We start from the raw sequence: 24,426 nt of genomic DNA on the forward strand, positions 1-24,426 counted from the left end.
TGCCGGGCCGGGGCCCCCGCGGGCCCGCCCGGCGACGCGGACAGGGAGAGCGTTCAATGAATTTCGAGGAACACGCCGGCAAGGCGGTGCTGCGCGGCGCCGGTTTGCCCGTGCCCCAGGGCCGTGTCTGCCACAGCCCGGAGGAGGCCGCCGAGACGGCGCGCGCCATCGGCCCCGTGGTGGTGAAGGCGCAGGTGCCGACCGGTAAGCGCGGCAAGTCCGGCGGCGTCAAGCTGGTGGACACGCCCGAGGCCGCCGCCGACGCCGCCCGCGCCATCCTGGGCATGGACATCAACGGCCATAAGGTCGGCAAGGTGCTGGTGGAGGAGAAGGCCGGCATCGCGCGGGAGTTCTACGCCGCGGTGCTGCTCGACACCGCCAACCGCTCGCCCCTCGTGCTGTTCTCCACCGAGGGCGGCATGGAGATCGAGGAGGTGGCGGCCAGCCGCCCCGACGCTCTGAAGCGGCTGAACGTCGATTCCACCAAGGGCTTCTCGGAAGCCGACGCCAAGGCCCTGATCCAGGGGCTGGATCTCGGCGACGCCGCGGATCAGGTCGCGGCCATGCTGGCCGGCCTCTACAAGGTCTGGGAGCAGCGCGACGCCGAGCTGGTGGAGGTCAACCCCCTCGCCCTGCTGTCCGACGGCCGCGTGGTGGCGCTCGACTGCAAGCTGACGGTGGACGACAGCTCGCTCTACCGCCAGACCGACATCGCGCCGCAGGGTGCGGAGGAGCCGATGACCGCGCTGGAGAAGCGCGGCAAGGACGCCGGCCTGAAATACATCGAGCTGGACGGCAATGTCGGCGTGCTCGCCAACGGTGCCGGCCTGACCATGACCACCATGGACGTCATCCAGCGCTTCGGCGGCCGTCCCGCCAACTTCCTGGAGATCGGCGGCGAGGCCTACACCAAGGGCACGGAGGCGCTGAGCCTCGTGCTGTCGAACCCCGGCGTGAAGGCGCTGGTGGTGAACTTCTGCGGCGCCTTCGCCCGCACCGACGTGATGGCGCAGGGCGTCATCAACGCCTGGAAGGAGCTGAAGCCGACGCTGCCCGTCTTCTTCTCCATCCACGGCACCGGTGAGGAGGAGGCGATCCGCCTCGTCCGCCAAGAGCTGGGCATCGAGCCCTTCGATCTGATGGAAGACGCCGTCCGTCACGCCGTGGAGGCCGCGCAATGAGCACCGCACCCCTCATCGTCCGCAAGGACACGCGCGTCCTCGTCCAGGGCATCACCGGCAAGCAGGGCACCTTCTGGACCGAGCAGATGCAGGCCTGCGGCACCAAGGTCGTCGGCGGCGTCAACCCGAAGAAGGCCGGCACCACCCATTGCGGCGTGCCGATCTTCGCCACCGCCAAGGACGCCATGAAGGAGGCGCCCTTCGACGCCTCGGTCATGTTCATCCCGCCGGCCATGGCGCTGGACGCCGCGACCGACGCCATCGACGCCGGGGCCAGGCTGCTGGTCGTGCTGACCGAGCACATCCCGGCCCGCGACGTGATGACCCTGCTGAACCACGCCAAGGCCAACGGCACCCGCGTCGTCGGCCCGAACACCGCCGGGCTGGTGACACCGGGCGAGGGCTTCATCGGCATCATGCCGGCCTTCAACCCGCTGGTCTTCAAGCCCGGCCGCATCGGCGTGATCTCGCGCTCCGGCAGCCTGGGCACGCTGGTCAGCCTGAACATCGTGCGCGCCGGTTACGGCCAGTCGGCCTTCCTCGGCATCGGCGGCGACCCGATGATCGGCACCACCACCCGCGACGCGCTCCAGGCGCTGGCCGACGATCCCGGCACCGACGCCATCGTGCTGGTCGGCGAGATCGGCGGCGGCATGGAGGAGGACGCGGCGGAGCTGGCCGCGACCATCAAGAAGCCGGTCGTGTCCTTTATTGCCGGTTACGCGGCCCCCGCCGGCAAGAAGATGGGCCACGCCGGCGCCATCGTCACCGGCGACCGCGGCAGCTACGCCGGCAAGCGCACGGCGCTGGAGAAGGCGGGCGTACGCGTGGTGGATACGCCCGGCGAAATCGGGCAGGCGCTGGCGGACGCGCTGGCGTAGGATCACACACGGTCCTGTGTGTAGAATAAAGGACAGGAGAGGGCATGAGCACCATCGACAAGCCGGATCGCCTGGGGCCGGACCGCCTGGACATGCCGCGCATCGGGCTTGCCGATCCGCGCGAGGCGGACGAGCGGCGTTCGTGGCTCGCCGATTATTTCAACCCGGTGGAGGCGGTGGACACCGCCGCCCCGGTGTCGGACGAGGTCAAATACACGACCTGCTACATGTGCGCCTGCCGCTGCGGCATCAAGGTGCACATCAAGGACGGGGACATCCGCTTCATCGAGGGCAACAAGCGCCACCCGGTGAACCGCGGCGTCATCTGCGGCAAGGGTTCCGCCGGCATCATGACGCAGCATTCCCCGGCCAAGCTCCGCAAGCCTCTCCTGCGCGTGGGTGAGCGCGGCAAGGGCGAGTTCCGCGAGATCGAGTGGGAGGAGGCGCTGGGCATGGTCGCCGACCGGCTCACGCGCATCCGCCAGACCGATCCCAGGAAGCTCGCCTTCTTCACCGGCCGCGACCAGTCGCAGTCGCTCACCGGCTTCTGGGCGGCCCAGTTCGGCACCCCGAACTTCGCCGCGCACGGCGGATTCTGCTCGGTCAACATGGCCGCCGCCGGCATGTACACCATGGGCGGGGCGTTCTGGGAGTTCGGCGAGCCGGACTGGGAGCGCACCCGCTATTTCCTGATGTTCGGGGTCGCCGAGGACCACGACAGCAACCCGATCAAGATCGGGCTTGCCCACCTGAAGAATCACGGCGCCAAGTTCGTTTCCGTCAACCCGGTCAAGACCGGCTATTCGGCCATCGCCGACGAGTGGATCGGCATCACGCCCGGCACCGACGGGCTGTTCGTGATGGCGCTGATCCACGAGCTGATCAAGGCCGAACGCATCGACCTGGAATTCCTGGTCCGCTACACCAACGCCACCTGGCTGGTCGTGCAGAACCCCGGCGGTGCCGACGACGGGCTGTTCGCCCGCGACGAGAGCGGCGCGCCGCTGGCCTGGGACAAGGACAAGCAGAGCGCGGTGGACGCGCGCGACACCGGCTTCAGCCCGTCGCTGGTCGGCGAGGTCACGCTGCCCGACGGGCGGCGCGCGGTGCCGGTGTTCCACACCATCGCCGCCCGCTACCTGGAGCCGGAATACGCGCCGGAGGCGGTGGCGGGGAAGTGCGGCATCGACGCCGCCACCATCCGCCGCATCGCCGCGGAGATCGCGCACACCGCCTTCGAGGAACCGCTGGTCATCGACCAGCCCTGGACGGACTGGGCCGGCTACCGCCATGAAAAGATGGTCGGCCGCCCGGTGGCGATGCACGCCATGCGCGGCATCTCCGCCCATTCCAACGGCTTCCAGACCTGCCGCGCCATCCATGTGCTGCAGATCCTGCTGGGCACCATCGACGTGCCGGGCGGCTGGCGCTACAAGTCGCCCTACCCGCGCCAGACCCCGCCGGGTCCCAAGCCGGCCGGCAAGCTGGAGCAGATCCAGCCCGGCAAGCCGTTGCCCGGCGTGCCGCTCGGCTATCCCATGGGGCCGGAGGATCTGCTGGTCCACCCCGACGGCAAGCCCGTGCGCATCGACAAGGCGTACAGCTGGGACGCCCCCATCGCCGCGCACGGCCTGATGCAGATGGTCATCACCAACGCGTGGAAGGGCGACCCGTACCCGATCGACACGCTGTTCATGTACATGGCCAACATGGCCTGGAACTCGTCCATGAACACCAAATCGGTCATGGAGATGCTGACCGACCGCGACCCGGCGACGGGCGAGTACAAGATCCCCTTCTTCGTGTACGCCGACGCGTACGCCTCGGAGACGGTGGCCTTCGCCGACCTCGTGCTGCCGGATACGACGTACCTCGAGCGCTGGGACTGCATCTCGCTGCTCGACCGCCCCATCGGCGGGGCGGAGGGGCCGGGCGATTCCATCCGCCAGCCGGTGATCAAGCCGAACCGCGACGTGCGCCCCTTCCAGGACGTGCTGATCGACCTCGGCGCCCGGCTCGGCCTGCCGGCCTTCACCAAGCCGGACGGCACCGCCAAGTTCCCCGGCGGCTACCCCGACTACATCGTCAACCACGAGCGCAAGCCGGGCATCGGCCCGCTGGCCGGTTTCCGCGGCGAGGACGGCAAGAGCGTCGGCAAGGGCGCCCCCAACCCTCGCCAGTTGGAGATGTACATCGAGAACCAGTGCTTCTGGAAACACGAGCTGCCGCTGGAGCAGCAGTATTTCAAGCACTCCAACAAGGCCTATCTGGACAGCGCCGTGGCGATGGGGCTGCTCGACACGCCCGAGCCGATCATCATGCAGCTCTATGTCGAGCCGTTGCAGAAGTTCCGCCTCGCCGCCGAGGGGCACGGGGCGGTGCAGCCGCCGGCCGACAAGCGCGAGCGGGTGCGCAAGCACTTCGACCCGCTCCCCATCTGGTACGCCCCGCTGGAGGAGCAGGCGACGGAGACGGCGACCTACCCGCTGCACGCCATCACCCAGCGGCCGATGCCCATGTACCATTCCTGGGGCACGCAGAACGCGTGGCTGCGCCAGATCTACGCCCGCAACCGGCTCTATGTGAACCGCAGGACCGGCGAGGGGCTGGGGCTGGCCGACGACGACTGGGCCTGGGTGACCAGCCCGCACGGCCGCATCAAGGTGCAGGTCAAGCTGATGGAGGGCACCAGCACCAACACCGTCTGGACCTGGAACGCCATCGGCAAGCGCCGCGGCGCCTGGGCGCTGAAGACCGACGCGCCGGAGGGCAACCAGGGCTTCCTGCTCAACCACCTCATCTCCGAGGTGCTGCCGGGCACAGGCGACGGCACGCCCAACGCCGACCCGATCACCGGCCAGGCCGCCTGGTACGACGTGATGGTGCGCATCGAGAAGGCCGCACCGGAGGAGTTCGGCGAGACCTCCCCGATGTTCGACCCGCAGCCGCTGCCCCCCAACGTCCAGCCCGCCCCCGATACCCTGCGCTACGGCGCCCTGTTCCGCGCCGAACGCCGGAGGAACCGCCCGTGACCAGCCTTCCCGAACCGATGCCGGGTGCGAAGAAGCTCGGCCTCGTCATCGACCTCGACACCTGCGTCGGCTGCCACGCCTGCGCGGTGGCCTGCAAGGAATGGAACACCGGCGGCCACATGGCGCCGCTGACCGACCTCGCCGCCTACGGCGCCGATCCCGACGGCGTGTGGTTCAACCGCATCCACAGCTTCGAGGCGGGGGAGCAGGGGCACGGCTGCACGTCGCGCACCGTCCATTTCCCCAAATCCTGCCTGCACTGCGAGAAGCCGGACTGTGTGACCGTCTGTCCGACCGGTGCCTCTTACAAGCGGGCGGAGGACGGCATCGTTCTCGTCAACGAATCGCTCTGCATCGGCTGCAAGCTCTGCTCCTGGGCCTGCCCGTATGGTGCCCGCGAGTTCGACGAGGATGTGGGCGTGATGAAGAAGTGCACGCTGTGCATCGACCGCATCTACAACCCGCATCTGGAGGCGGAGGAGCGGGTGCCGGCCTGTGTGATGGTGTGCCCGACCAGTTCCCGCCATTTCGGCGACCTGGGCGACCCCGACTCCGCCGTGTCGACACTGGTGCGCGACCGCCGGGGCTACGACCTGATGCCGGAGATGGGCTACCAGCCCGTCAACAAGTATCTGCCGCCGCGCCCGCGCCCGGTGGTGCCGGAGGACCAGCGCGTCGCGCGTAACGCCGGACAGCCGAGCCGGGCCGAGAAGGGCTTCGCCGAGCTGCTGCGTTGGGTGGACAAGGCGCTGACGCGCTGACAGGGGCCTGAGGACGACCATGCATCCCGCATTCTCCATCATCTTCTTCACCACCGCGTCGGGTGCCGGCTACGGCCTTCTCTTCGCGCTGGGTCTTCTGGTGCCGCTCGGGCTGCTGCCGCAGGGGTCCGGATTCGGCTTCGTGGCGCTGGCAGTCGGGCTCGGCCTCGTCACGGCCGGCCTGCTCTCCTCGATGCTGCACCTCGGCCACCCCGAGCGGGCGTGGCGCGCGCTGTCGCAGTGGCGGTCCTCCTGGCTGTCGCGCGAGGGCGTGATGTCGCTGCTGACCTACGCGCCCGCCGCCGTGTTCGGCATCGCCTGGGTGTTCTTCGGTGAGCCGGGCGGTGTGGCCGGCCTGTTCGGCTGGCTGATGGCCGCGCTGGCGCTGGTCACCGTCTATTGCACGGCGATGATCTACGCCTCGCTGAAGACGATCCGGCAGTGGCACAACCCGTACGTCCCACCCAACTACCTGCTGCTGTCGCTGGCGAGCGGCCTGTTGCTCGCCAACACCCTGGCCGCGCTGTTCGGCGGCGCGCGCGGCTGGCTGCTGGTGCTGGGGGCGCTGGCTCTGGCGGCGGCATGGGTGGCGAAGGAGGCCTACTGGCGCGCCTTCGGCACGGCCGGACCGACGGCCACCCCGGAGAGCGCCACCGGGCTGGGCCGGCTCGGCCGCGTGCGCCTGCTGGAGGCGCCGCATTCCGAAGAGAACTACCTGCTGAAAGAGATGGGCTTCCGCGCGGGGCGGGAGCATGCTGAACGGCTGCGGATGATCGCACGGGGAGCGGGCTTCGCCGCCCCGCTGGCGCTCACCCTGCTGGCCTGGCTGACCGGGGGCGTGGTGGCTGCCGTGTTGCTGGTGGTCGCCGTGCTGGCCGCGGCAGCCGGATTGATCGCCGAACGTTGGCTGTTCTTCGCCGAGGCCAAGCACACGGTCATCAACTACTACGGCGGGGCGCGGGCGGCGTAAGGGTGTTCGAACAAAAACCGGAGGAGATCCCATGAGAGCCCGCGACATCATGCACACCCAGCTCGTCACCGTGCACCCGGACACCCCGGTCGGCGAGATCGCCGCCCTCCTGCTGGACCGCCGCATCAGCGGTGTGCCGGTGTGCGCGGCGGACGGTCGCCTCGTCGGCATCGTGTCGGAGGCCGACCTGATGTGGCGGGCGGAAAGCGACACGACCCACCGCCGCGGCTGGTGGGCCTCGCTGCTCGGCGGCCGTGACATGATGGCCGCGGACTTCATCCGCAGCCACGGCACCCGCGCGACGGACGTCATGACCTCTCCGGTGGTCAGCGTGGCCGTGGACGACGATCTGGAAGCCGTGATCGCCACCATGGAGCGTCACCGCATCAAGCGGGTCCCGGTGGTCGAGGGTGAGCGGATCGTCGGCATCATCAGCCGTTCCGACCTCCTGCGCAGCATCGCCCGGCATGCGCAGCCGGAGGCTCCCCGCGACGACGCGGGCATCGCCGAACGCCTGGAGGCGCTGCTGCGCAGCCAGCCCTGGGCCAGCCCGGCGCTGGTCAATGTGGGCGTCGAGAACGGCGTCGTGCACCTCTCCGGCCTCGTCGAGTCCGAGGTGGAGCGCCGCGCGTACGAGGCTGCGGCACGCGTCGCCGGCGCCCGCAGCGTCGAGAACGATCTGGCCGTGCGCAACCGCGCCATCGCCGATTAGGGCGCGCAAACCAGCCTTGCGCGGCGTGAGCGTTGCCGGACGGGCGCGGTGTGCCAACATCGCGCCCGCCATGAGCACACTCCCCCCCGCCATCCTCTCCATGATCGCCGCCACCATGCTGCTGCAGCTCGGCAACGGGCTGCTGACGGCGCTGCTGCCGCTGCGCATGCAGGCGGACGGGCTGTCGGCGACGAGCATCGGCGGGGTGGCGTCCGCCTACGGGTTCGGCTTCATCATCGGCTGCATCTGGGCGCCGCGGGTGGTGCGGGGGATGGGACACAAGCCGGCTTTCGCCCTGCTGGGCGGGGTGGCCGCGGTGATCATCCTGAGTTTCACGGTCGCCGGAACGACGGTCGGTCCCTGGATGCTGCTGCGGGCGCTGGTGGGGCTGGCGCTGGCCGGGCTGTTCACCATCACCGACAGTTGGATCAGCGGGCTGGCGCCGCCGGCCACGCGCGGGCAGGTGTTTTCCGTCCACATGATCGGCACGCGGCTGACGCTGATGCTGGCCCCGCTCTGCGTCGCGCTGGGGGAGGTGACGGGCTATGGCCTCTTCGCCTTCGCCGCGGCGATGCTGGCGGTCGCCGTGCTGCCGCTGCTGGTCGTGCGCGGCAGTGCGCCGAAGCTACCCTCCGTCGTACGCCTGCGTCCGCTGGAGCTGTACGCCATCGCGCCCTCGGCCCTGGTCGGTTGCTTCGGCGTCGGCATGCTGAACGGGTCCATGGTGTCGCTGGCGGCCGTCTATGGCGTGCGCATGGGCCTGTCGGAGGAGACGGCGGCGGCGCTGCTGCTGGCGTTGCAGGGCGGCAGCCTGGTCACCCAATGGCCGATCGGCCGGCTGTCCGACCGGATCGACCGCCGCCTCGTCATCGCCGGCGTCACCGGGGCGGCGGCCCTGATGTCGGCCTTCGTCGCCAGCCTGCAGCCGGGCACCCCGGCCCTCGTCATCCTTCCGGCCTTCATCCTGTGGGGCGGCCTGTCCTTCAGCACCTACGCGGTGTGCGTGTCGCACGGCAGCGACCTCGTGCCCGCCGACCGCATGGTGACGATGGTGGGCGAGCTGCTGCTGGCCTGGGCGGCCGGTGCCATGGTCGGCCCGTTTCCGGCCTCCATGGCGTTGCAATGGTACGGGCCGAGCGGGCTGTTCCTGTATTTCACGGTGGTCGGCGCGGCGCTGACCGTCTTCGTCATGGTCCGCATCATGATGCAGCCGCGCACGCCCAAGCGCGCCCTGCTGCCGGCCAGCGCCGAGTCGCCGTCGATGATCCTCCAGGGCAAGGCGATCCGCGAGCAGAAGTGACGGGACCGCTCCTCACAGCACCAGCACCGCCCGGAAGTCGTTGACGTTGGTGCGCGTCGGCCCGGTCACCACGAGATCGCCGAGTGCCTGGAACAGGCTGTACGCGTCGTTGTCGGCCTGCATCGCCTTGGCGTCGAGCCCGGCGGCGGCGGCGCGCGTCAGCGTGTCGGGGGTGAGGACGGCGCCGGCATTGTCCTCCGTCCCGTCGATCCCGTCGGTGTCGCAGGCGATGGCGTGCACGCCGGGCAGCCCGTCCAGCGCGATGGCGAGGCCCAGCAGGAACTCCACGTTGCGCCCGCCGCGCCCGTTGCCGCGCACGGTCACCGTGGTCTCGCCACCCGACAGCAGGACGCAGGGCCGCGGCAGGGGCTGACCGTGCCGCACCACCTGGAGCGCCATGCCGGCGTGCACGCGCGCCACCTCGCGCGCCTCCCCCTCGATGGCATTGCCGAGAATCAGGGGGGTGATGCCGGCCGCGCGGGCGACCTCGGCGGCGGCTTCCAGCGCGTCCTGGGGTGTGGCGATCATGGTCAGCGCGCCGCCGGCCAGCCGCGGATCGCCGGGCTTGGGCGTCTCGTTGGCCGGGTCGTCGAGCGCCGCGGCGACGGCCGGCGACGGCTCGATCCCGTATTTGGCGAGCACGGCGCGGGCGTCGGCCAGCGTCGTCGGGTCGGACACGGTGGGGCCGGACGCGATGACCGAGGGATCGTCGCCCGGCACGTCGGACACCGTCAGCGTCACCACCCGCGCCGGGGTCGCCGCCGCCAGCCGCCCGCCCTTCACGGCGGACAGATGCTTGCGCACGCAGTTGATCTCGTCGATGGAGGCGCCGCACTTCAGCAGCGCCTTGGTGACCGCGCGCTTGTCGTCCAGCGTCATCCCGGCGGCGGGTGCCGCCAGCAGGGAGGAGCCGCCGCCGGAGATCAGGCAGAGCAGCAGATCGTCGGTCGACAACCCCTTGACCAGCTCCAGGATGCGCGCGGCGGCCTTCTGCCCCGCCTCGTCCGGGGTGGGGTGGGACGCCTCCACCACCTCGATGCGCGTGGTGGGCAGGCCGTGGTCGTAGCGGGTCACCACCAGCCCCTCCAGCGGCCCGTCCCAGTGATCCTCCACCGCCTTGGCCATGGCCGCGGCACCCTTGCCAGCGCCGACCACCACCGTGCGGCCCTTGGGCGGGGGCGGCAGGTGCGGGGGCACGCGGCTGTCCGCCGAAACCGCGGCGACGGCCGCGTCGAAGAGGGATCGAAGAAAGCTGGTCGGGTTGTCCATGGGGTCGTCCGTTTGCCCTGCCATTCGCGGGCGCCACTATGCCGCGGCACCGCCGCCCGGTCGACGGCCTTGGCCGTATTTTTCCACAGATGCCCACCCGCAGGACTGGCATGCGCGGCCTTCCGTTGCGCGTCCCGGCCGCGGTCCCCACAGTGGCGCCCGCGCTGGGGATGGGAGGACGCGGGTGTGACGAGCGGTGGGTCGGCCAGGGCCGGAATCGCCTGGATGCTGCTGGCGACGCTGCTGTTCACCACCATGGACAGCCTGTCGAAGTACCTGACGCAGATCTACCCGGTGATGGAGGTGGCCTGGGCGCGCTTCACCTTCCACACGCTGTTCGCCTTCGCGCTGGTGGGGCCGCGCTTGCCGGTGCTGCTGCACTCCGGCTGGCGGTCGATGCAGATCGTGCGCTCGCTGCTGCTGTTCACCGCCACCAGCCTGATGTTCGTATCGCTGAGCCGGCTGCCGCTGTTGCTGGTGATCACGGTGATGACCCTGTCGCCGGTGCTGGTCACCGCCCTGTCCGTCCCGATCCTGAAGGAGAAGGTCGGCTGGCGGCGCTGGGTCAGCGTGGGGGTGGCGCTGTGCGGGGCGGTGCTGGTGGTCGGCCCGGCCGGGCTGTCGCTCAGCCTGCTGGTTCTGGTGCCGATCCTGTGCGCACTGGTCAACGCGCTGTACATGATCACCACCCGCATGCTGCACCACCACGACCCGGCGATGACGACGCTGCTCTACACCGGCATGGTCGGCACGGTGCTGGGGCTGCCGGTGATGCCCTTCGTCTGGGTGTCGCCGGATCTGGCGGGATGGCTGCTGCTGGCGGTTCTCGGCGCGCTCGGCGCGATCAGCCATTTCTGCATGATCCGCGCGTACAGCGCCGCACCCGCCTCGGTGATCGCCCCCTTCGTGTACGCCACGCTGGTGTGGGCGGCGGTGTCGGGGGCGACCTTCTTCGGGGAGGTGCCCGGCTGGACCACGGTGGCCGGGGCCTGCATCATCGCCGGCAGCGGGCTCTACATCTTCTACCGCGAGCAGTTGCGGGCGCGCGAGAAGGGCTGACGGGCCGCGACCGTCAGCCGGCCGACCGGCCGGCGGTGCAGGATTGCCGCGCCCGCCGGTCGGTCGTCAGCGTGCGCTCCGGCAGGCCGTTGGCGGCGGCGGGGCCGTCCACCGTGTAGAGCGCGATGGGCAGCAGGCCGCGCCCCTCCCGTATGTCCTTCAGATGCCAGCCGAGGATGCAGGAGCACACGGTGGTGACGCGCGCCGGGTCCTCCGTCAGGGCGGTGACGAAGGCCGATCCCTCGCACGCCTCCTGGAAGCCCTTCGCGCGATTCTCCGCCGGATCGTCCGATCCGAAGCCGACGAACACCACGAAGGCCAGGAACAGCGTCCCGACGAAGCCGGCGAGCAGGAGTCTCAGATGCATGGTCGGGGCGTCCTCGGGAGCCGCGGGGCGATGGCGGGTGGTAGCACGCGCCGGCCCTGTACGTCACCCTCGGGCACCGGCAGCGCCATGGGCGTCAGCCGCGGCCGGCCGCCGCCGACCGGCCACCGTCCACCCCGATCACCTGCCCGGTGATCCAGCCCGCTTCCGTTGACAGCAGGAAGGCGGCCGCCGCTGCGGCGTCCTCCGGCTCGCCCAGACGTGCCATGGCGTGCTGGCGGGCCAGTGCCGACGCCATGGCGGGGTTGACCAGCAGCGGGGCCGCCATGGGCGTGCGCGTCAGGCTGGGGGCTACGGCGTTGACGCGCACGGCCGGGGCCAGTTCCGCAGCCAGCGCGCGGGTCAACCCCTCCACGGCACCCTTGGCCGCGGCCGTCACCGCGTGGTTGGGGAAGCCCAGCCCGGCGGCGACGGAGGAGAACAGCACCACCGAGCCGTGCCCGTCCGTCAGCGCCTTGCGCGCCGCCGCCACCGCCAGCGCCGCCCCGGTGACGTTGAGGGCGAAGGCCTGCGCGAAATCCTCCGGTGTGGCGGAGCCCAGCGGCTTCAGCACGATGGAGCCGACGCAGTAGGCGAGGCCGCCCAGCGGACGGCCGTCGGCGGCGCGGCGCACGCCCTCGCCCAGGCTCGCCGGGTCGGTGGCGTCCAGCACGACATGCCGGGCGCCGAGGCTGCGGCCCAGTTCGGCCAGCGGCGCCTCGGTTCGGCCTGCCAGCACCACCGGCGTGCCGCGCTCCGTCAGCAGGCGCGCCAGCGCCGCACCGATGCCGCCGGCGGCGCCCAGGATCAGGATGGGGTCGGTCATTGGCTGTCTTCCCTGTGTGTCCGACCGGAGGTACGGCGTGCGGCGCGGGGTGGATCACCCCGCTCTTTGCGGTAAGGTCGGACGCATGGTCATGCCGGCCGGGGGGCGACGAAAGGGCTGTGGGCAAGGAAGCGAAGGCAGTACGACGGACGAACGCTCCGCCCTTTCCTGCGCAGGGGCGGTGTTCCCCCGCACAGGGCTATAGTCACGGGTGTCTTGCGGACGGCGACGGTGGCGGGCGGATGGCGGCGAGGGCGTGGAAGGGGTTCGGCCTGCTGGCGGGTGCCGCCCTGCTGGCCGTGTTGCCGGCCGGATGCGCCGTGCAGACCGTTGATTGCTGGCAGCTCGACGGCTCGGCGCTGGAGGAGGCGCAGGCCAAGGGGTGGTGCCGGGACGCCTTCGCGCCCAATGTGCAGACCATCGTGCCGATCGGAGAGGCGGGGCGTCCGCCCGCCCAACGCCACCGGGCCGACCCGGGTGCACCCGGCCCGTCCGTGCCGGTCCCGCCGCCGCCGCGCAAACCGCGGGTGCCGGGCTAGCGCCGCCGCAGCGCCTCGACCACTTCGGTGTGGCCCTGCAGGGCGCCCAGCGTGTAGGCGGAGTTCCCCCGCTCGTCGCTGCGGAAGGGGTCGGCACCGTGCTCGACCAGCAGCCGGGCCACCGGCTCGTGGCCGGCGTTGGCGGCGTACATCAGCGCGGTCCAGCCATGACTGGCCGCGGCGTCCACCGCCGCACCCCGCTCGACCAGCGCGCGCACCGCCGCGGTGTTGCCGCGTGCCGCCGCGGCCATCAGGGCGGTCTTGCCGTCGGTGTTGCGGGCGTCGAGGTCGGCGCCGGCCGATGCCAGCAGGCCGATGATGTCGTCACGCCCGTACCACGCCGCGTACATCACGGGGGTGGCGCCGTCGCCGGAGCGGGCGTTGGCCTTGGCACCGGCGCCCAGCAGCGCGCGGACGGAATCGGCCAGCCCGGCCTCCGACGCCAGCATCAGCAGCGTCTTGCCGTCGGGGAGCCGGCGGTCGGGATCACCCATCGCGCCGAGCAGGCCGCGCAGCGCGTCCGGCCGCTCCAGCACCGCCAGCGCCGAGGCGCGCGACGCCAATGCCGTATCGGGGTCGGTCGGCACCGCGGCGGTGTCGACCGGCGCCGGCTGGGTGCCGCCTGCGGCGCGCAGCGCATCCTGAAGCTCGCGGTCGTTCGGATCGACCGACAGCGCACGCTCGTAGAAGCGCTGGGCGTCGGCCAGGTTGCGGTCGCGCTCGGCCAGCACGGCCCAGCGGCGGTAGGTGTCCTTGATCTCGGCGACCAGCGCGTCGGCGTCCGCCGACCGCGGGTCGATGGCGCGGATGCGCTGCACCGTCTCCGCCGCGTTGTCGCCGGCCGGGGTGGTCAGCCGCTTGGCGCCGATCTGCCGGCGGGCGCTTTCCACCAGCGCCGTGATGCGCTGGCGCGCCGCCGCATCCAGGGCCGGCGGCGCGGGGGTGGCGTTCGGTGCGGTGGCGTTCGGTGTGGTGATGGCCGGTGCGGTGGCGGGGGGCAGCGCCGCGACCTGCGCGGGTGGCGTCGCCGTGCCACCGGCCGAGCCGGCGGCCGGCGGCGCCCCGGTGGAACCGGCCGCGGGCAGCGGCTGCGCGGCAGGGGGCGCGGGCGAAGCCGCCGGTGGAGCCGCTGGTGGCTGGGAGGACGGCGTTGCGGGCGCCGCCGCGGTGGCCTGGGGCGATGGGGAAGCCGGCGGTGTCGCGGCGGGTGCCGTCGCGGCCGGTGGCGTCGCCGCGGTGGCCGGCGGTTCCACGCGCGGCTCCGGCCGGGAAGGTGCGGTGCTCGGGACGGGGGTGGCCGCGGGTGCCGACACCGCCACCCGCGGGTCCGGTCGCTGCGGCACCGGCTGGTCGGATGCCGTTCCGGACGGAGCAGTGCCGAGAATCGGCGCCACGAGCTGGTCGTTGACGAAGGTCCGCGTCTGCGTCCACACGCGCTGGAACCCGTCGGCGATCCCTTCCGGGCCGGAGCGCTGGGCGTTCAGGGCGACCCCGGCGACACCGACCGCCACCAGCGCGCCGACGGCGACCGCCACCCCGGCCACCGCCGCGCGCCGGCTCGCCACCGGCCGGTCGGCTTCCGGACCGTCGAGATCCGGGTCGTCGTCGGTGTAGCCGTCGCCATTCTCCGCCACCATCCGGGCTGCGGGCGCCACGGCCGCGCGCTGGCGCAGCCAGTCGTTGGCGGGGTTGGCCGCCGCCGGTGCGGCGGGGTGGTTGACGACCGTCGCGGGACCGGGATTCACCACCGTGTCCTCGTCGGTCCCTTTCTCGTCGGCGTCGCGCACAATGCCGTGGCGGTCGGGTGCCGGCACGGTGGAACAGCCGGCGGTGTCGCCCAGCCGGTAGATCACGCCGTAGTCGCGCACGGCTTCCGCCAGATCGGGGCGGGCGAGCGCGCGCTCCAGCTCCGGACCGCCGCACAGCAGCACCTGGAGGAAGCGCCCGGCCGGCGTCTCCGACAGGCTGAGATCGGCGAGGTCGGCCAACACCCGGACGTCGAGGCAATGCGCCTCCTCCACGGCCAGAAGCCCGGCGCCGGCCAGATCGAGCCGCTCCTCCAGCTCGCCGACCACGGCCTCCAGATCAACATCCTCCCCGTCGCCGGCGATCATGTCCTCGACCTGCATGCCGGGCCGCGCGGTCGCGGTCACCACCAGCGAGCCGTCGGATTCGACATGGTCGGCCAATTCGCGGTACACGCGCCCGCGCTCCCCGCGCTCGCCCGCCACCAGGATCAGGAGGCGCTTGCGCGCGAGCATGGCGAGCAACAGGCCATCGAAGGCCTCCTCCTGCGCCGGGCGGAGACGGGCGGACGGGTGGCGGACGGGTGCGGGCATCGGGTGTTCGGCGTTGCGGTCCATGATCACGCGCGTTTCGGCCAACGGAACGGGCTCACCCCTGACTCTAGTGTCCGGGCGCCCGGCTGCGACGGCGCAGAGGGGATGGCGCCCCTCTCTTTCGGTGAAAACACCCCCTTCGGTAGGGCTGGCGCAGCGACGGACGGGCGGTATAGGGTGCTGCCGACCCACCCGACCGGCCCCCGCACACGACCTTCCATGCGCATCGGCATCGACCTGGGCGGCACCAAGATCGCCGCCGCCGCCCTCGAGGACGACGGGGCGCTCCATGCGGAAACCCGCGTGGCCACGCCGCGCGACCTTGCCGGCACGCTCGCCGCCGTGGTCGCCGTCATCGATTCGGTGGAGGGGGCCGTCGGCCGCTGCTCCCCCGGCATCGGGCTGTGCCTGCCCGGCGTGGTGGATGCGCGCCAGGGTGTCGTGCGACGTGCGGTGAACCTGCCCTGGCTCGACGGGCACCCCTTCGCCGCGGAGCTGGAGCGGGCGCTCGGCCGGCCGGTGCGGCTCGCCAACGACGCCAACGCCTTCGTCCTGTCGGAAGCCGCCGACGGTGCGGCGGCGGGGGCGGAGGTGGTGTTCGGCGCCATCCTCGGGACCGGCGTCGGTGGCGGCATCGTGGTGGATGGCCGCATCCTGAACGGCGCCAACGCGCTGGCGGGCGAATGGGGGCACACGCCGCTGCCCTGGCGAAGCCCGGCCGTGGACGGCCCGCCGCTGGCCTGCGCCTGCGGCCAGTCCGGCTGCGTCGAGACGGTCCTGAGCGGCGCCGGCCTGGTATCGATCCATCGCAGGCGCTGGGGAACGGAAGCGCTGCCGCCCGACATCGCCGCCCGCGCCGAGGCGGGAGACGCGCAGGCGCAGACGACGCTCGACCTCTACTTCGACGCGCTGGCGCGGGCGCTGGCCGGCGTGGTCAACCTGCTCGACCCCGACGCCATAGTGATCGGCGGCGGGCTCTGCGGCCTTCCCGGTCTGGTGGAGGGGGTGCGCGCCCGCTGGGGACGGTGGACCATCGAGCGGGAGCCGCGCACCCGGCTGGCGCGGGCGCGCCATGGCGCGGACAGCGGTCTGCGCGGCGCCGCGTGGTTGTGGCCCGCGTCAACGTGACCGTCGCGGCGGTGGTTGCCAACCCCGCAGCATACGATAATATGTTCCCACCGGGACCGAGTGGGGCGCACGACCATGACCGAAAGCGCACGGCAACATCTTCAAAGCGCCAGCCGGCGCCTGCAATCGGCGGCGGAGGAGCTGGAATCCGCCTTGTCCCTGATCCCGTCGAACGCGGCGCAGGCCGAACTGCACGAGGCCATCGGCGCCATCATGGACAGCCTGCAACTGGTGGCCTCGGCGCACACGCGCGCCGGAGCGTGAGAGCTGGAGCATGACGGCCGGTGCATGACACCGGGGCGCCGCTGGGCGCGACCCGGCGTCCGGCACCGGTGGGCCGTCAGTCCGTGGCCATCAGTCCGTGATGGTCTGCCAGAAGAAGAAGATGACGGCGGCGGCGAGCAGGGCGATGTCCATGGATCGGATCTCCGAAAGCGTGCGATGCGCCTCTATACGACACTCCGGCCGGGGTGGGGAGCGGTTCCGTTCAGGCTGAGGCGTATTTCCCGCCGATCCAGCTGCCGCGCACGGTCAGCTCCGCGTCGAGATGGACGAGGTCGGCGGCCATCCCCGGTGCGATCCGCCCGCGTGTTCCGTCCATCCCCATGAAGGCCGCCGGATGGGCCGACGCCATCCGCAACGCCTCCTCCAGCGGGATGCCGACACGCCGGACGGCGTTGCGCACCGCGGTCGCCATGTCGAGCGCCGAGCCGGCCAGCCGTCCGTCGGCGGTGACACAGCGGCCGTCGGCGACTCCGATCGTCTCGCCATAAAGCGCGAAGCCCGCCGCCGGGGCCGGCGCCCCGACCGGCGGCATGGCGTCGGTCACCAGGAACAGTCGGCCGGGTGGTTTCGCCTTCCAGGCTATGCGGACGGCGGCGTCGTGCACATGGTGGCCGTCTACGATGATGCCGCACCAGCAGCCGTCCTCCGCCAGCGCGGCACCCACCAGCCCCGGCTCGCGGGAGCCGAGCGGGCTCATGGCGTTGTACAGGTGGGTCACGCCGGTGATGCCTGCGGCGAAGCCGGCCGTCGCCTCCTCCCAACCGGCGGCGCTGTGCCCCGCCGCCACCCGCAGCCCCGCCGCCGCCAGCCGCCGCACCGCCGCTGCCGGCACCCGCTCCGGCGCCAGCGTCACCAGCGCATGGGGGATGCCGGTTCCGGTCAGGAGATCCAGCGCGGCGGCGTCCAGGGGGGCGATGTGGCGGGCGTCGTGCACGCCGCGGCGTTCCGGGTTGATGTGCGGGCCTTCGAAATGGATGCCGAGCAGGCCGGGCACGCCCGCCGCCATCGCGTCGCGGACCGCGGCCGCTGCCTTTCGCCGCACCCCGACGTCGTCGGTGATGACGGTGGCGAGCCAGCCGGTGGTGCCGAACGTCCGGTGCGCCGCCCCGATTCGCACGAGCGATTCGACCGTTGGCGACGCGTTGAACAGGATTCCACCGCCGCCATTCACCTGCAGGTCGAGGAACCCTGGCGCCACCAGTCCGCCGCCGAGATCCTGCGATTCGATACGCGGATCGAGCGTGCCGCGCGGGCACACGGTCGCGATGCGACCGTCATCGATCACCACGGCGCCGTCGGACAGCACCGAGTCGCCGGTGAAGATGTCAGCGTTCACAAGGGCTTGCACTCTGGCGGCCTCGCTCCGGTTTGCGCCGGGCGCAGCATGCGGGCAGCGGCTGCCGGTGGGCAAGCCCTCTTCCTGCGGTCTTGGCACCGTCGTGCCGGGGCAACGCACGAAAGGACCGGACGGGGTATGCCCTCGGTAAGGGGTTGCCCGCCTTCCGGCTTTCTGGCAGAAAAAAGGCCGCTGAGAGCAGCGGCCTGAGTTTAGGGAGGAAACGCCCAAGAAGGGCGAAGCAGCAATCGCTTGCTGCGTTGCACAATGTAAGTCGATACGCGCGGTCTTGCAACCGCGCCGGCTCGGCCCCCGGCGGGGGCCGAAGCTTTTTGGGGGGTGCTGTTGCTGCTGCGCAACAGGAACCGGATCCGCCGGATCGAGCAGCTTGCTCGCTGGTTTCCTCAGGAGAGCGCCGGCGCCGGCCCGTCACCGTGCAGGGAACCCCACCATGGCTGATGCTTCCACAACGCCCGTGCCCTCGGCCCTTGACAGGTTCGATGCCTTCATGGCGTCGTTGGCCGGCCGGAAGCCGGCGGTGTTCCTCGACTACGACGGCACCCTGACGCCGATCATGCCACGGCCGGATCTGGCGGTGCTGGACGTTGCGGTGCGGTCCGGCATCGAGCGTCTGGCGGGGCTCTGCCCGGTGGCGGTGGTCAGCGGCCGCGACCTGGAGGATGTGGCGCGGCTGGTGGCTCTTCCCGGCCTGGTCTACGCCGGCAGCCATGGCTTCGACATCCGCGGCCCCGACCTGCGCGTGCAGATCGGTGCGGAGCATGGTCCCGCGCTCGACCGGGCGGAAGCGGCACTGCGCCAGGACCTCGCCGGCATCGATGGGGCGTTGGTGGAGCGCAAGCGCTTCGCCATCGCCATCCACACCCGGCTGGTGGCCCCGCAGAGCAAGCCCGCCGTGGCCGACGCCGTGCACCGTCGGGCCGCGGCGGAGGAAGGGCTTCGCGTCACCGGCGGCAAGGAAATCCACGAGCTGCGGCCGAACGTCCCGTGGGACAAGGGGCGCGCCGTGCTGTCTCTGCTGGACAGGCTGGGCCTTGCGGGCGGCGCTGTCCGTCCTGTCTACATCGGCGACGACGAGACGGACGAGGACGCCTTCCGCGCACTGGCCGGGCGCGGCACCGGCATCCGCGTGATGGACGGCCCGGCACCCACCGCCGCCGAATGGCGTCTGCGCGATCCGGGGGAGGTGGCGGTGTTCCTCGCCCGCCTCGCCGATGCGCTCGACCTCGGCCGGCCGGTGGCAACGCCGGCGCTTTGATCCGGCAACATACGGCGAAAGTCGGTGCGATCCGCGGCGTGAATACTCGCGTATGAATCCGTACACTCGCACATCGGCAAGAGGGTTCGGACGTGCCGCTGGACATCACATGCACCGTGATCCCCGACGATCCCCAGGATGGCTCCGACCGGGTCGCCGACATTCTGGACGCGCTTCGGCAGTTCGAGGCGCGGCTCGACGCCATCGGCGTTCCCTTTTCGGTGCAGGTCCGCGACATCAAGCTCGGGACGACCGTGCACCGGACGCTCAGCGCCGGACGCCGGCTTCGCCTGCTGCGCTGCGCGGCGGAATGACCGCACAGCCGGATTGCGCTAGACTGACGTCCGGTTGATCCGGGCTTGCGGGGGCGGTGGCATGGCGGTTGCGGTCCTGGTCCGGTGCGCGGCCATCGCGGCGGCGCTTGTGCTCCCGGCGCAGCCGGCGGCGGCCAACGACAGCACCGGTTTCCAGGGCACCACGGGCATCGAGCTCACGACCACCGACGCCATCCGCATGGTGTCGGAGGATTTGCGGATCGGGCTCGACGAGGTTCGCGTCTCCTATGTCTTCCGCAACGAGAGCGACCGGCCGATCGACACACTGGTGGTCTTTCCGCTGCCGGACCTGGACCTGTCCCTGGGCAGCACGGCGCCCAACTGGGCCTTCCCCGTCCGCGCGCACGACTTCCTGGAATTCCGGTTGTGGATCGACGACCGGCCCGTTCCGGCCGCGCTGGAACGCCGCGCCTTCCTGGCCGGGAGGGACGTCACCGCCGAACTTGCGGAGTCCGGTGCGCTCGACCGGCTGGTTCCCTGGTCGCGTGCCGGTTATGACGAGGACGCGAAGGCGATCCCGCCGGCCACGCTGGACCGGCTGCGCGCGCGTGGCCTGATCGCCGAGGGCGAGGACACGAACAACCCGCAATGGGTGCTGCGCAACCGCTACCACTGGCGCCAGACCTTCCCGCCCGGCGTCGAGGTCCGTGTCCGCCACGCCTATCGCCCGTTCGTTGGCAGAGCCCTGCTCGGCAAGCCCTCGACCCTCCACGCGCGAAAGCTGGTCGGCCGCCTCGTCAGCGAGCAGGCCGCCACCGACGACCGCTACTGCTTCGACGCCTCGACCCGCAGTGCGCTCACCGCCGTGGAGCTCCGGCATCCCGGCGAAGCCATGCCATTCAGCGCCGCCGAGATCGAGTACATCCTGACCACCGCCCGCAACTGGCGCGGTCCCATCGGCCGCTTCCACCTCACCCTCGACAAGGGCGATCCGGAAAACATCCTGTCGCTCTGCTGGAACGGGCTGACAAGGACCGGGCCGACCACCTTCGAGGCGACGACCACCGATTTCGTGCCGGACCGCGACATCCGTATGCTGGTGTTCGTCCGCTCGAAACCGTAGCCCCGATGAACCGCCAGCGCATCACCTGCTGGGCGGCACCGCAAGCGCAGCAGCCGAAGCACGATGCATGTTCCGCGCACGAAGCCGCCACGTCGCCATCAGCGCGCGAAGCGGTGGATTTTCATGGTAGCCAGGATCGTCATGATGTTGGTCACCGGCACATCGATCAATGCCGTACCAGCGACCATGCCTTGGAGCGGGTGAAGGGAATCGAATCCTCGTCGTAAGCTTGGGAAATTCTCAAATGAGTGTCGTAACGTATTGATATAATAAGCATCGCAGCCGTGAAGCGCAAACATGTAAGTAGTATTGTAAGCATGATGGCATCGCCTATGCGATGCGTCCCAAGCCACGTCCAGACTCAGCAAAAAAGCTACCGGTGCGAGCGCCACATTCCTGCGCACATCGATGTCCTCACTGTAGGAAGAACCCTGTTACCTGAAGCTTGCAAATACCGCGCGCGCGGCTATCATAGGAGTGTTGTGCATTGCATTATGTAAAAGGGAGAACCTCGTGGAAACTACTTTCAATAGCCTTGCCGAGAAACGTGCGCATGCAGCAACTCACTTCGAACCATTCGGAATCAATCTCAGCGAAGTTAGGCGTTCAGTTGCCCACATACTCGGAGAGATCGGTAAAAACGGAATATTTGAACAATATACTAAGCACGACATTTCCCATATCGATGAAATGTTGTCACTCAGCGAATGGGTCGTCGATGAAAACACTAAGGCATGTATGAGCGACGCTGACTGGCTTCTTATTACTCTATCGATATATTTTCATGATATGGGAATGCTTGTAACAAAAGAAGAGTATGAAAACAGGGGAAAATCATCATTTTTGTCATTCTGTGATAATCATCTTTTTTCCGGAGCAAATGGAAAAGATTACAAAGAGAAGGTTGACAAATTGAGCCGGGATGAGGCTGATAGGTTTCTGTACCAGGAATTTGTCAGACACCATCATGCGACCAGGATACGCTGGTGGATTGAAGGAAAAGATAATGCAGAACTTGGATACTCAGGGTCCGTAGTTAAAGAGATTCAGAGACTTATTTCTCCTCTTGATTTTGCCGTAAAAAAAGATCTTGCCCTAATCGCGGAAAGTCACCACCTTAATGACCTAGACAACTTTAGGAAATATAAGCCAGTTCAGGCATATGGAGCAACGGATTCAGAAACGGCTAACGTGCATTATGCATCGCTTATTCTTCGGAGTGTCGATCTTCTCCACATGAGGCGAGACCGCACGCCTTCTATCCTGTTCCGGCTAATTAGCCCTACAGACCCGATTAGCCAGCGAGAATGGGCAAAGCAGAATGCCGTAAAGAGAGTCATGCCACGAGTTGGACGCAATAAGGACGGTCTGCCAGATCATTCTGCGCCTAAAGACACGATCGAGATTCATGCTCACTTCACCGAAGATGTTGGGTTTTTTGGACTGACATCGTTTCTTCAGTATGTCCGCACCGAGCTTCGGCAATGCGCGGAATGGAACGAAAAGTGTCGACGCGCGCATTCGCCGCATCACCGCTTCGTCTGGACTGATGTGAGTGAAGACGAAGTCGAGGCAGAAGGCTTTCTCAGGAAAACGTTTAATTTTGATATCGATACCAAGAAAATACTTGATCTTCTCATTGGCCATACACTGTATAACGATACGAGCGTTGTGCTTCGGGAGCTTGTGCAAAACTCTCTGGACGCAGTTCGCCTCCAAAGCATCATAGACGGACATAGCTTCGAAGGACTAATAAAGATAGAATGGAGCTCAAAAGATAGAACTCTATCGGTGACAGATAATGGAACGGGAATGACTCAGGACATTATTGAGCGCCATCTACTAAAGGCTGGATCTTCACGCTACCAATCACTAGATTTCAAAGAAAACTTTCCGGAATTTTCGCCTATCAGCAGGTTCGGGATCGGTGTCCTTTCTGCTTTTATGGTTTCCGACAACGTCGAAATAACCACGTGTGCTATCGATGATGAACATGCGCGGAGAATTGCTCTTCGCTCTGTTCATGGTCGGTACCTCATCCGGCTCATTGACAAAGGTAATCGGAGCGAACTAGCAGAACTGGCTCCACATGGAACTAGATTCCGTTTGAAAGTTCGGGCATCTGCAGAGATTGGGAATTTCGCTGCACTAGCTCGGAGATGGATCATCATACCTGGCTGTAAAATTTTGTTGTCTATTGATGGCAGCGACCCAGAAGTTGTTGGATATGATTCACCAAAATCGGCACTTACTAAATTTTTTCAGAAGCGAGGGTTGGATGTTGATGGTCAGGAAAGGGAAGGTTGTATTAGGATCGTGCAGAAAGAAAAGAATGGAATTACACTTGCGTTTGGAGTGAGATGGTCTGAATATTTTAAGGACTGGACGTTGGTGTCAGCAGCCGATGGTCTCGACAATGAGATTGGTATACCATCAACATGCATCGAGGGCATTGCTGTCGAGTTCACAACTCCTGGATTGAGAGGAAGAGGCGTTCCTGCTATTGCAAACGCAACGGGGAAAAACGCGCCTAAAACGAATGTTGCTCGATCAAATCTTGAGGCTACACAAGAGCGCGAGGATCTTCTTCGCACGTTGTACGATCTATATGTTGATCATGTCTCGAACGAGCTGGTGCGGATGCAGTCTCATTACTCAAAAACGTGGGCTATTAGTAACGCGCCGATGCTAATATATGCCGTCCTTTCAGGAGACGAGCGTGGTGGCGCAATTCGTCCGGATTGCCTGAAAGAGAGTATCCGAAAGCTTCCGCTTTTTATAACAGAGCGATCCGGCCGACGCTCTTCAATTTCATTTCAAGAGCTTAGAATGGTGGGAAAATTTTATACTGTGGATTCTGCTCTTATACGCTCAGGCGAGCAAATGATAAAGGAAACGGCAGGAAATGCGACTATAAGCGCAATAATTGAGTCACTCGGAGATCGCTCTTTGGCTATGCCAGAAGGAACACTTCTCTGCAATTTTGGTACGAGCATCGTTTCACGGAATGTTGAAGAGGAGTGTGAGCCTGTTCTAATTCGTGTGATAGAAAATCAGAGAAGGGTTGACATAGAGTGGCAAAGTGCAACAGGAAGGTGGATGCGAGTACAAAAAATACTAGAAGAGTGCAAGCAGTTCAGAAACCCACTTGTAACTCACTCAATGCGAGTCCTGTCCAATCTAATGCCCGACAGGACGAACCGTGCCAATCAACTTAACGGCCTATGGATACCTAAGTGCGACGTGACCTTTGAGTGTAGTAACGACGTTTCGGCAGTTAGAGCTTATGGAAGAACCTATATAAGGAATGACCTCGCTGTTGCTAAGTTTCTGCGCGAAATTTTGTCTTCCTCGTCCCTTGAGGATAATGTTGTCAGGTTCCTAATTTACTCTCATATTGCTGTTCAGTTTATCGAAAGAGGCGGAGCGCGCGGTGATCTCAGCGGTTACCTTCACAATTTTATGAAAAGAGTTTCGTTGGAGATAGGAGATGGAATAATGACTCGAAATGATGAGTTTATAGACAGCATTACGTCTGAGCCCCTCAAAATTTTCGATGTATCAACATGGGATCGGCGCTCACATACGTCTCTTGATAATTAGAGTATTTGACAGAATGGTCTCTGGAAGGACTTCCAGCATATGGAACTGGCGGCGATTCGGTGGAAGGCTGTAAAGATGTCGGCGCGCGATGGTGCGCTTGCGCAGGGCGCGCCGGCAGTCAGCGAAATCATAGCCGTAACTGCTCAGGGGGGTGGCCTGTGATGGGT

General features: G+C 67.8%; 22 protein-coding genes. 16 read left to right on the forward strand and 6 right to left on the reverse strand.

Going from position 1 to position 24,426, the window contains the following annotated elements:
- Positions 1-56: 56 nt before the first annotated feature.
- The 7 genes from sucC to HL658_RS11920 all read left to right on the forward strand — a co-directional run bounded on the left by sucC (position 57) and on the right by HL658_RS11920 (position 8,837).
- Positions 57-1,181: an ADP-forming succinate--CoA ligase subunit beta gene (sucC, locus tag HL658_RS11890; protein WP_180281847.1), complete on the forward strand. Its 1,125-nt coding sequence runs from the start codon at positions 57-59 to the stop codon at positions 1,179-1,181.
- Positions 1,178-2,062 carry a succinate--CoA ligase subunit alpha gene (gene sucD, locus HL658_RS11895; protein ID WP_180281846.1) on the forward strand — a complete coding sequence of 295 codons (885 nt, stop codon included), beginning with the start codon at positions 1,178-1,180 and terminating at the stop codon, positions 2,060-2,062. The genes sucC and sucD overlap by 4 nt, the downstream gene beginning before the upstream one ends.
- Positions 2,063-2,106: 44 nt before the next feature.
- Positions 2,107-5,094, forward strand: a complete 2,988-nt coding sequence (locus HL658_RS11900; RefSeq protein WP_281378742.1) for a molybdopterin oxidoreductase family protein — start codon at positions 2,107-2,109, stop codon at positions 5,092-5,094.
- Positions 5,091-5,855, forward strand: a complete 765-nt coding sequence (locus HL658_RS11905; protein ID WP_343055071.1) for a 4Fe-4S dicluster domain-containing protein — start codon at positions 5,091-5,093, stop codon at positions 5,853-5,855. Before HL658_RS11900 ends, HL658_RS11905 begins: the two co-directional genes overlap by 4 nt.
- Before the next feature lie 19 nt (positions 5,856-5,874).
- Entirely contained in the window at positions 5,875-6,825 is a 951-nt protein-coding gene (locus HL658_RS11910) for a dimethyl sulfoxide reductase anchor subunit family protein (protein WP_180281845.1), read from the forward strand.
- A gap of 31 nt (positions 6,826-6,856) precedes the next feature.
- The gene (locus HL658_RS11915) at positions 6,857-7,537 is read left to right on the forward strand and encodes a CBS domain-containing protein (protein WP_180281844.1); all 681 of its coding nucleotides are present in this window, start codon (positions 6,857-6,859) and stop codon (positions 7,535-7,537) included.
- Positions 7,538-7,607: 70 nt separating this feature from the next.
- The gene (locus HL658_RS11920) at positions 7,608-8,837 is read left to right on the forward strand and encodes an MFS transporter (protein ID WP_180281843.1); all 1,230 of its coding nucleotides are present in this window, start codon (positions 7,608-7,610) and stop codon (positions 8,835-8,837) included.
- 12 nt (positions 8,838-8,849) lie between these two features.
- On the opposite strand, the gene HL658_RS11925 is transcribed toward HL658_RS11920, so the two are convergent.
- On the reverse strand, positions 8,850-10,106 hold the full coding sequence (locus HL658_RS11925) for a glycerate kinase type-2 family protein (RefSeq protein ID WP_180281842.1): 1,257 nt from the start codon (positions 10,104-10,106) through the stop codon (positions 8,850-8,852).
- Between the two features lie 186 nt (positions 10,107-10,292).
- On the opposite strand from HL658_RS11925, the gene HL658_RS11930 reads away from it, so the two are divergent.
- Entirely contained in the window at positions 10,293-11,165 is an 873-nt protein-coding gene (locus tag HL658_RS11930; RefSeq protein ID WP_343055072.1) for a DMT family transporter, read from the forward strand.
- A gap of 13 nt (positions 11,166-11,178) precedes the next feature.
- On the opposite strand, the gene HL658_RS11935 is transcribed toward HL658_RS11930, so the two are convergent.
- Together HL658_RS11935 and HL658_RS11940 are read right to left on the reverse strand one after the other, a co-directional pair.
- Positions 11,179-11,532, reverse strand: coding sequence for a hypothetical protein (locus HL658_RS11935; RefSeq protein WP_180281841.1), 354 nt, complete (start codon positions 11,530-11,532; stop codon positions 11,179-11,181).
- A gap of 94 nt (positions 11,533-11,626) precedes the next feature.
- The gene (locus HL658_RS11940; RefSeq protein ID WP_180281840.1) at positions 11,627-12,355 is read right to left on the reverse strand and encodes an SDR family NAD(P)-dependent oxidoreductase; all 729 of its coding nucleotides are present in this window, start codon (positions 12,353-12,355) and stop codon (positions 11,627-11,629) included.
- A gap of 242 nt (positions 12,356-12,597) precedes the next feature.
- Between HL658_RS11940 and HL658_RS11945 the strand changes: the two genes are divergently transcribed.
- Positions 12,598-12,894 (forward strand): hypothetical protein, encoded by a 297-nt coding sequence (locus tag HL658_RS11945; protein WP_180281839.1) that lies wholly within the window; start codon positions 12,598-12,600, stop codon positions 12,892-12,894.
- On the opposite strand, the gene HL658_RS11950 is transcribed toward HL658_RS11945, so the two are convergent.
- Positions 12,891-15,278, reverse strand: coding sequence for an ankyrin repeat domain-containing protein (locus HL658_RS11950; RefSeq protein WP_180281838.1), 2,388 nt, complete (start codon positions 15,276-15,278; stop codon positions 12,891-12,893). The two genes, HL658_RS11945 and HL658_RS11950, sit on opposite strands and share 4 nt — an antisense overlap.
- Positions 15,279-15,452: 174 nt before the next feature.
- Between HL658_RS11950 and HL658_RS11955 the strand changes: the two genes are divergently transcribed.
- Together HL658_RS11955 and HL658_RS11960 are read left to right on the forward strand one after the other, a co-directional pair.
- Positions 15,453-16,361, forward strand: coding sequence for an ROK family protein (locus HL658_RS11955; RefSeq protein WP_180281837.1), 909 nt, complete (start codon positions 15,453-15,455; stop codon positions 16,359-16,361).
- Between the two features lie 75 nt (positions 16,362-16,436).
- Positions 16,437-16,625 carry a hypothetical protein gene (locus HL658_RS11960; RefSeq protein WP_180281836.1) on the forward strand — a complete coding sequence of 63 codons (189 nt, stop codon included), beginning with the start codon at positions 16,437-16,439 and terminating at the stop codon, positions 16,623-16,625.
- Between the two features lie 223 nt (positions 16,626-16,848).
- Here the strand turns inward: HL658_RS11960 and nagA are convergent, their stop codons facing one another.
- The gene (gene nagA, locus HL658_RS11965; protein ID WP_343055073.1) at positions 16,849-17,982 is read right to left on the reverse strand and encodes an N-acetylglucosamine-6-phosphate deacetylase; all 1,134 of its coding nucleotides are present in this window, start codon (positions 17,980-17,982) and stop codon (positions 16,849-16,851) included.
- Between the two features lie 508 nt (positions 17,983-18,490).
- Between nagA and otsB the strand changes: the two genes are divergently transcribed.
- The 5 genes from otsB to HL658_RS11990 all read left to right on the forward strand — a co-directional run bounded on the left by otsB (position 18,491) and on the right by HL658_RS11990 (position 24,259).
- Positions 18,491-19,258: a trehalose-phosphatase gene (gene otsB / locus HL658_RS11970; RefSeq protein WP_246337527.1), complete on the forward strand. Its 768-nt coding sequence runs from the start codon at positions 18,491-18,493 to the stop codon at positions 19,256-19,258.
- A 92-nt stretch (positions 19,259-19,350) separates the two neighbouring features.
- Positions 19,351-19,572, forward strand: coding sequence for a hypothetical protein (locus tag HL658_RS11975; RefSeq protein ID WP_180281833.1), 222 nt, complete (start codon positions 19,351-19,353; stop codon positions 19,570-19,572).
- Positions 19,573-19,633: 61 nt separating this feature from the next.
- On the forward strand, positions 19,634-20,656 hold the full coding sequence (locus HL658_RS11980) for a DUF4424 family protein (protein ID WP_180281832.1): 1,023 nt from the start codon (positions 19,634-19,636) through the stop codon (positions 20,654-20,656).
- A gap of 5 nt (positions 20,657-20,661) precedes the next feature.
- Positions 20,662-20,883 carry a hypothetical protein gene (locus HL658_RS11985; RefSeq protein ID WP_180281831.1) on the forward strand — a complete coding sequence of 74 codons (222 nt, stop codon included), beginning with the start codon at positions 20,662-20,664 and terminating at the stop codon, positions 20,881-20,883.
- A gap of 286 nt (positions 20,884-21,169) precedes the next feature.
- A complete protein-coding gene (locus HL658_RS11990; protein WP_180281830.1) occupies positions 21,170-24,259 on the forward strand; it encodes an HD domain-containing protein in 3,090 nt (1,029 codons plus the stop codon).
- On the opposite strand, the gene HL658_RS36615 is transcribed toward HL658_RS11990, so the two are convergent.
- Positions 24,236-24,426: hypothetical protein (locus HL658_RS36615; protein ID WP_211109718.1), on the reverse strand; the 191-nt coding region annotated here is incomplete at its 5' end. The genes HL658_RS11990 and HL658_RS36615 overlap by 24 nt on opposite strands.

Source organism: Azospirillum oleiclasticum, from assembly GCF_013423485.1.
GTDB lineage: Bacteria > Pseudomonadota > Alphaproteobacteria > Azospirillales > Azospirillaceae > Azospirillum > Azospirillum oleiclasticum.

Bases quoted from the DNA above. Each gene is read 5' to 3' on its own strand.
- HL658_RS11940 (WP_180281840.1), bottom strand. From the start codon at position 12,355: ATGACCGACCCCATCCTGATCCTGGGCGCCGCCGGCGGCATCGGTGCG.
- sucC (WP_180281847.1), top strand. From the start codon at position 57: ATGAATTTCGAGGAACACGCCGGCAAGGCGGTGCTGCGCGGCGCCGGT.
- sucD (WP_180281846.1), top strand. From the start codon at position 1,178: ATGAGCACCGCACCCCTCATCGTCCGCAAGGACACGCGCGTCCTCGTC.
- HL658_RS11955 (WP_180281837.1), top strand. From the start codon at position 15,453: ATGCGCATCGGCATCGACCTGGGCGGCACCAAGATCGCCGCCGCCGCC.
- HL658_RS11900 (WP_281378742.1), top strand. From the start codon at position 2,107: ATGAGCACCATCGACAAGCCGGATCGCCTGGGGCCGGACCGCCTGGAC.
- HL658_RS11920 (WP_180281843.1), top strand. From the start codon at position 7,608: ATGAGCACACTCCCCCCCGCCATCCTCTCCATGATCGCCGCCACCATG.
- HL658_RS11945 (WP_180281839.1), top strand. From the start codon at position 12,598: ATGGCGGCGAGGGCGTGGAAGGGGTTCGGCCTGCTGGCGGGTGCCGCC.
- HL658_RS11960 (WP_180281836.1), top strand. From the start codon at position 16,437: ATGACCGAAAGCGCACGGCAACATCTTCAAAGCGCCAGCCGGCGCCTG.
- otsB (WP_246337527.1), top strand. From the start codon at position 18,491: ATGGCGTCGTTGGCCGGCCGGAAGCCGGCGGTGTTCCTCGACTACGAC.
- HL658_RS11980 (WP_180281832.1), top strand. From the start codon at position 19,634: ATGGCGGTTGCGGTCCTGGTCCGGTGCGCGGCCATCGCGGCGGCGCTT.
- HL658_RS11935 (WP_180281841.1), bottom strand. From the start codon at position 11,532: ATGCATCTGAGACTCCTGCTCGCCGGCTTCGTCGGGACGCTGTTCCTG.
- HL658_RS11910 (WP_180281845.1), top strand. From the start codon at position 5,875: ATGCATCCCGCATTCTCCATCATCTTCTTCACCACCGCGTCGGGTGCC.
- HL658_RS11915 (WP_180281844.1), top strand. From the start codon at position 6,857: ATGAGAGCCCGCGACATCATGCACACCCAGCTCGTCACCGTGCACCCG.
- HL658_RS11985 (WP_180281831.1), top strand. From the start codon at position 20,662: ATGAACCGCCAGCGCATCACCTGCTGGGCGGCACCGCAAGCGCAGCAG.
- HL658_RS11925 (WP_180281842.1), bottom strand. From the start codon at position 10,106: ATGGACAACCCGACCAGCTTTCTTCGATCCCTCTTCGACGCGGCCGTC.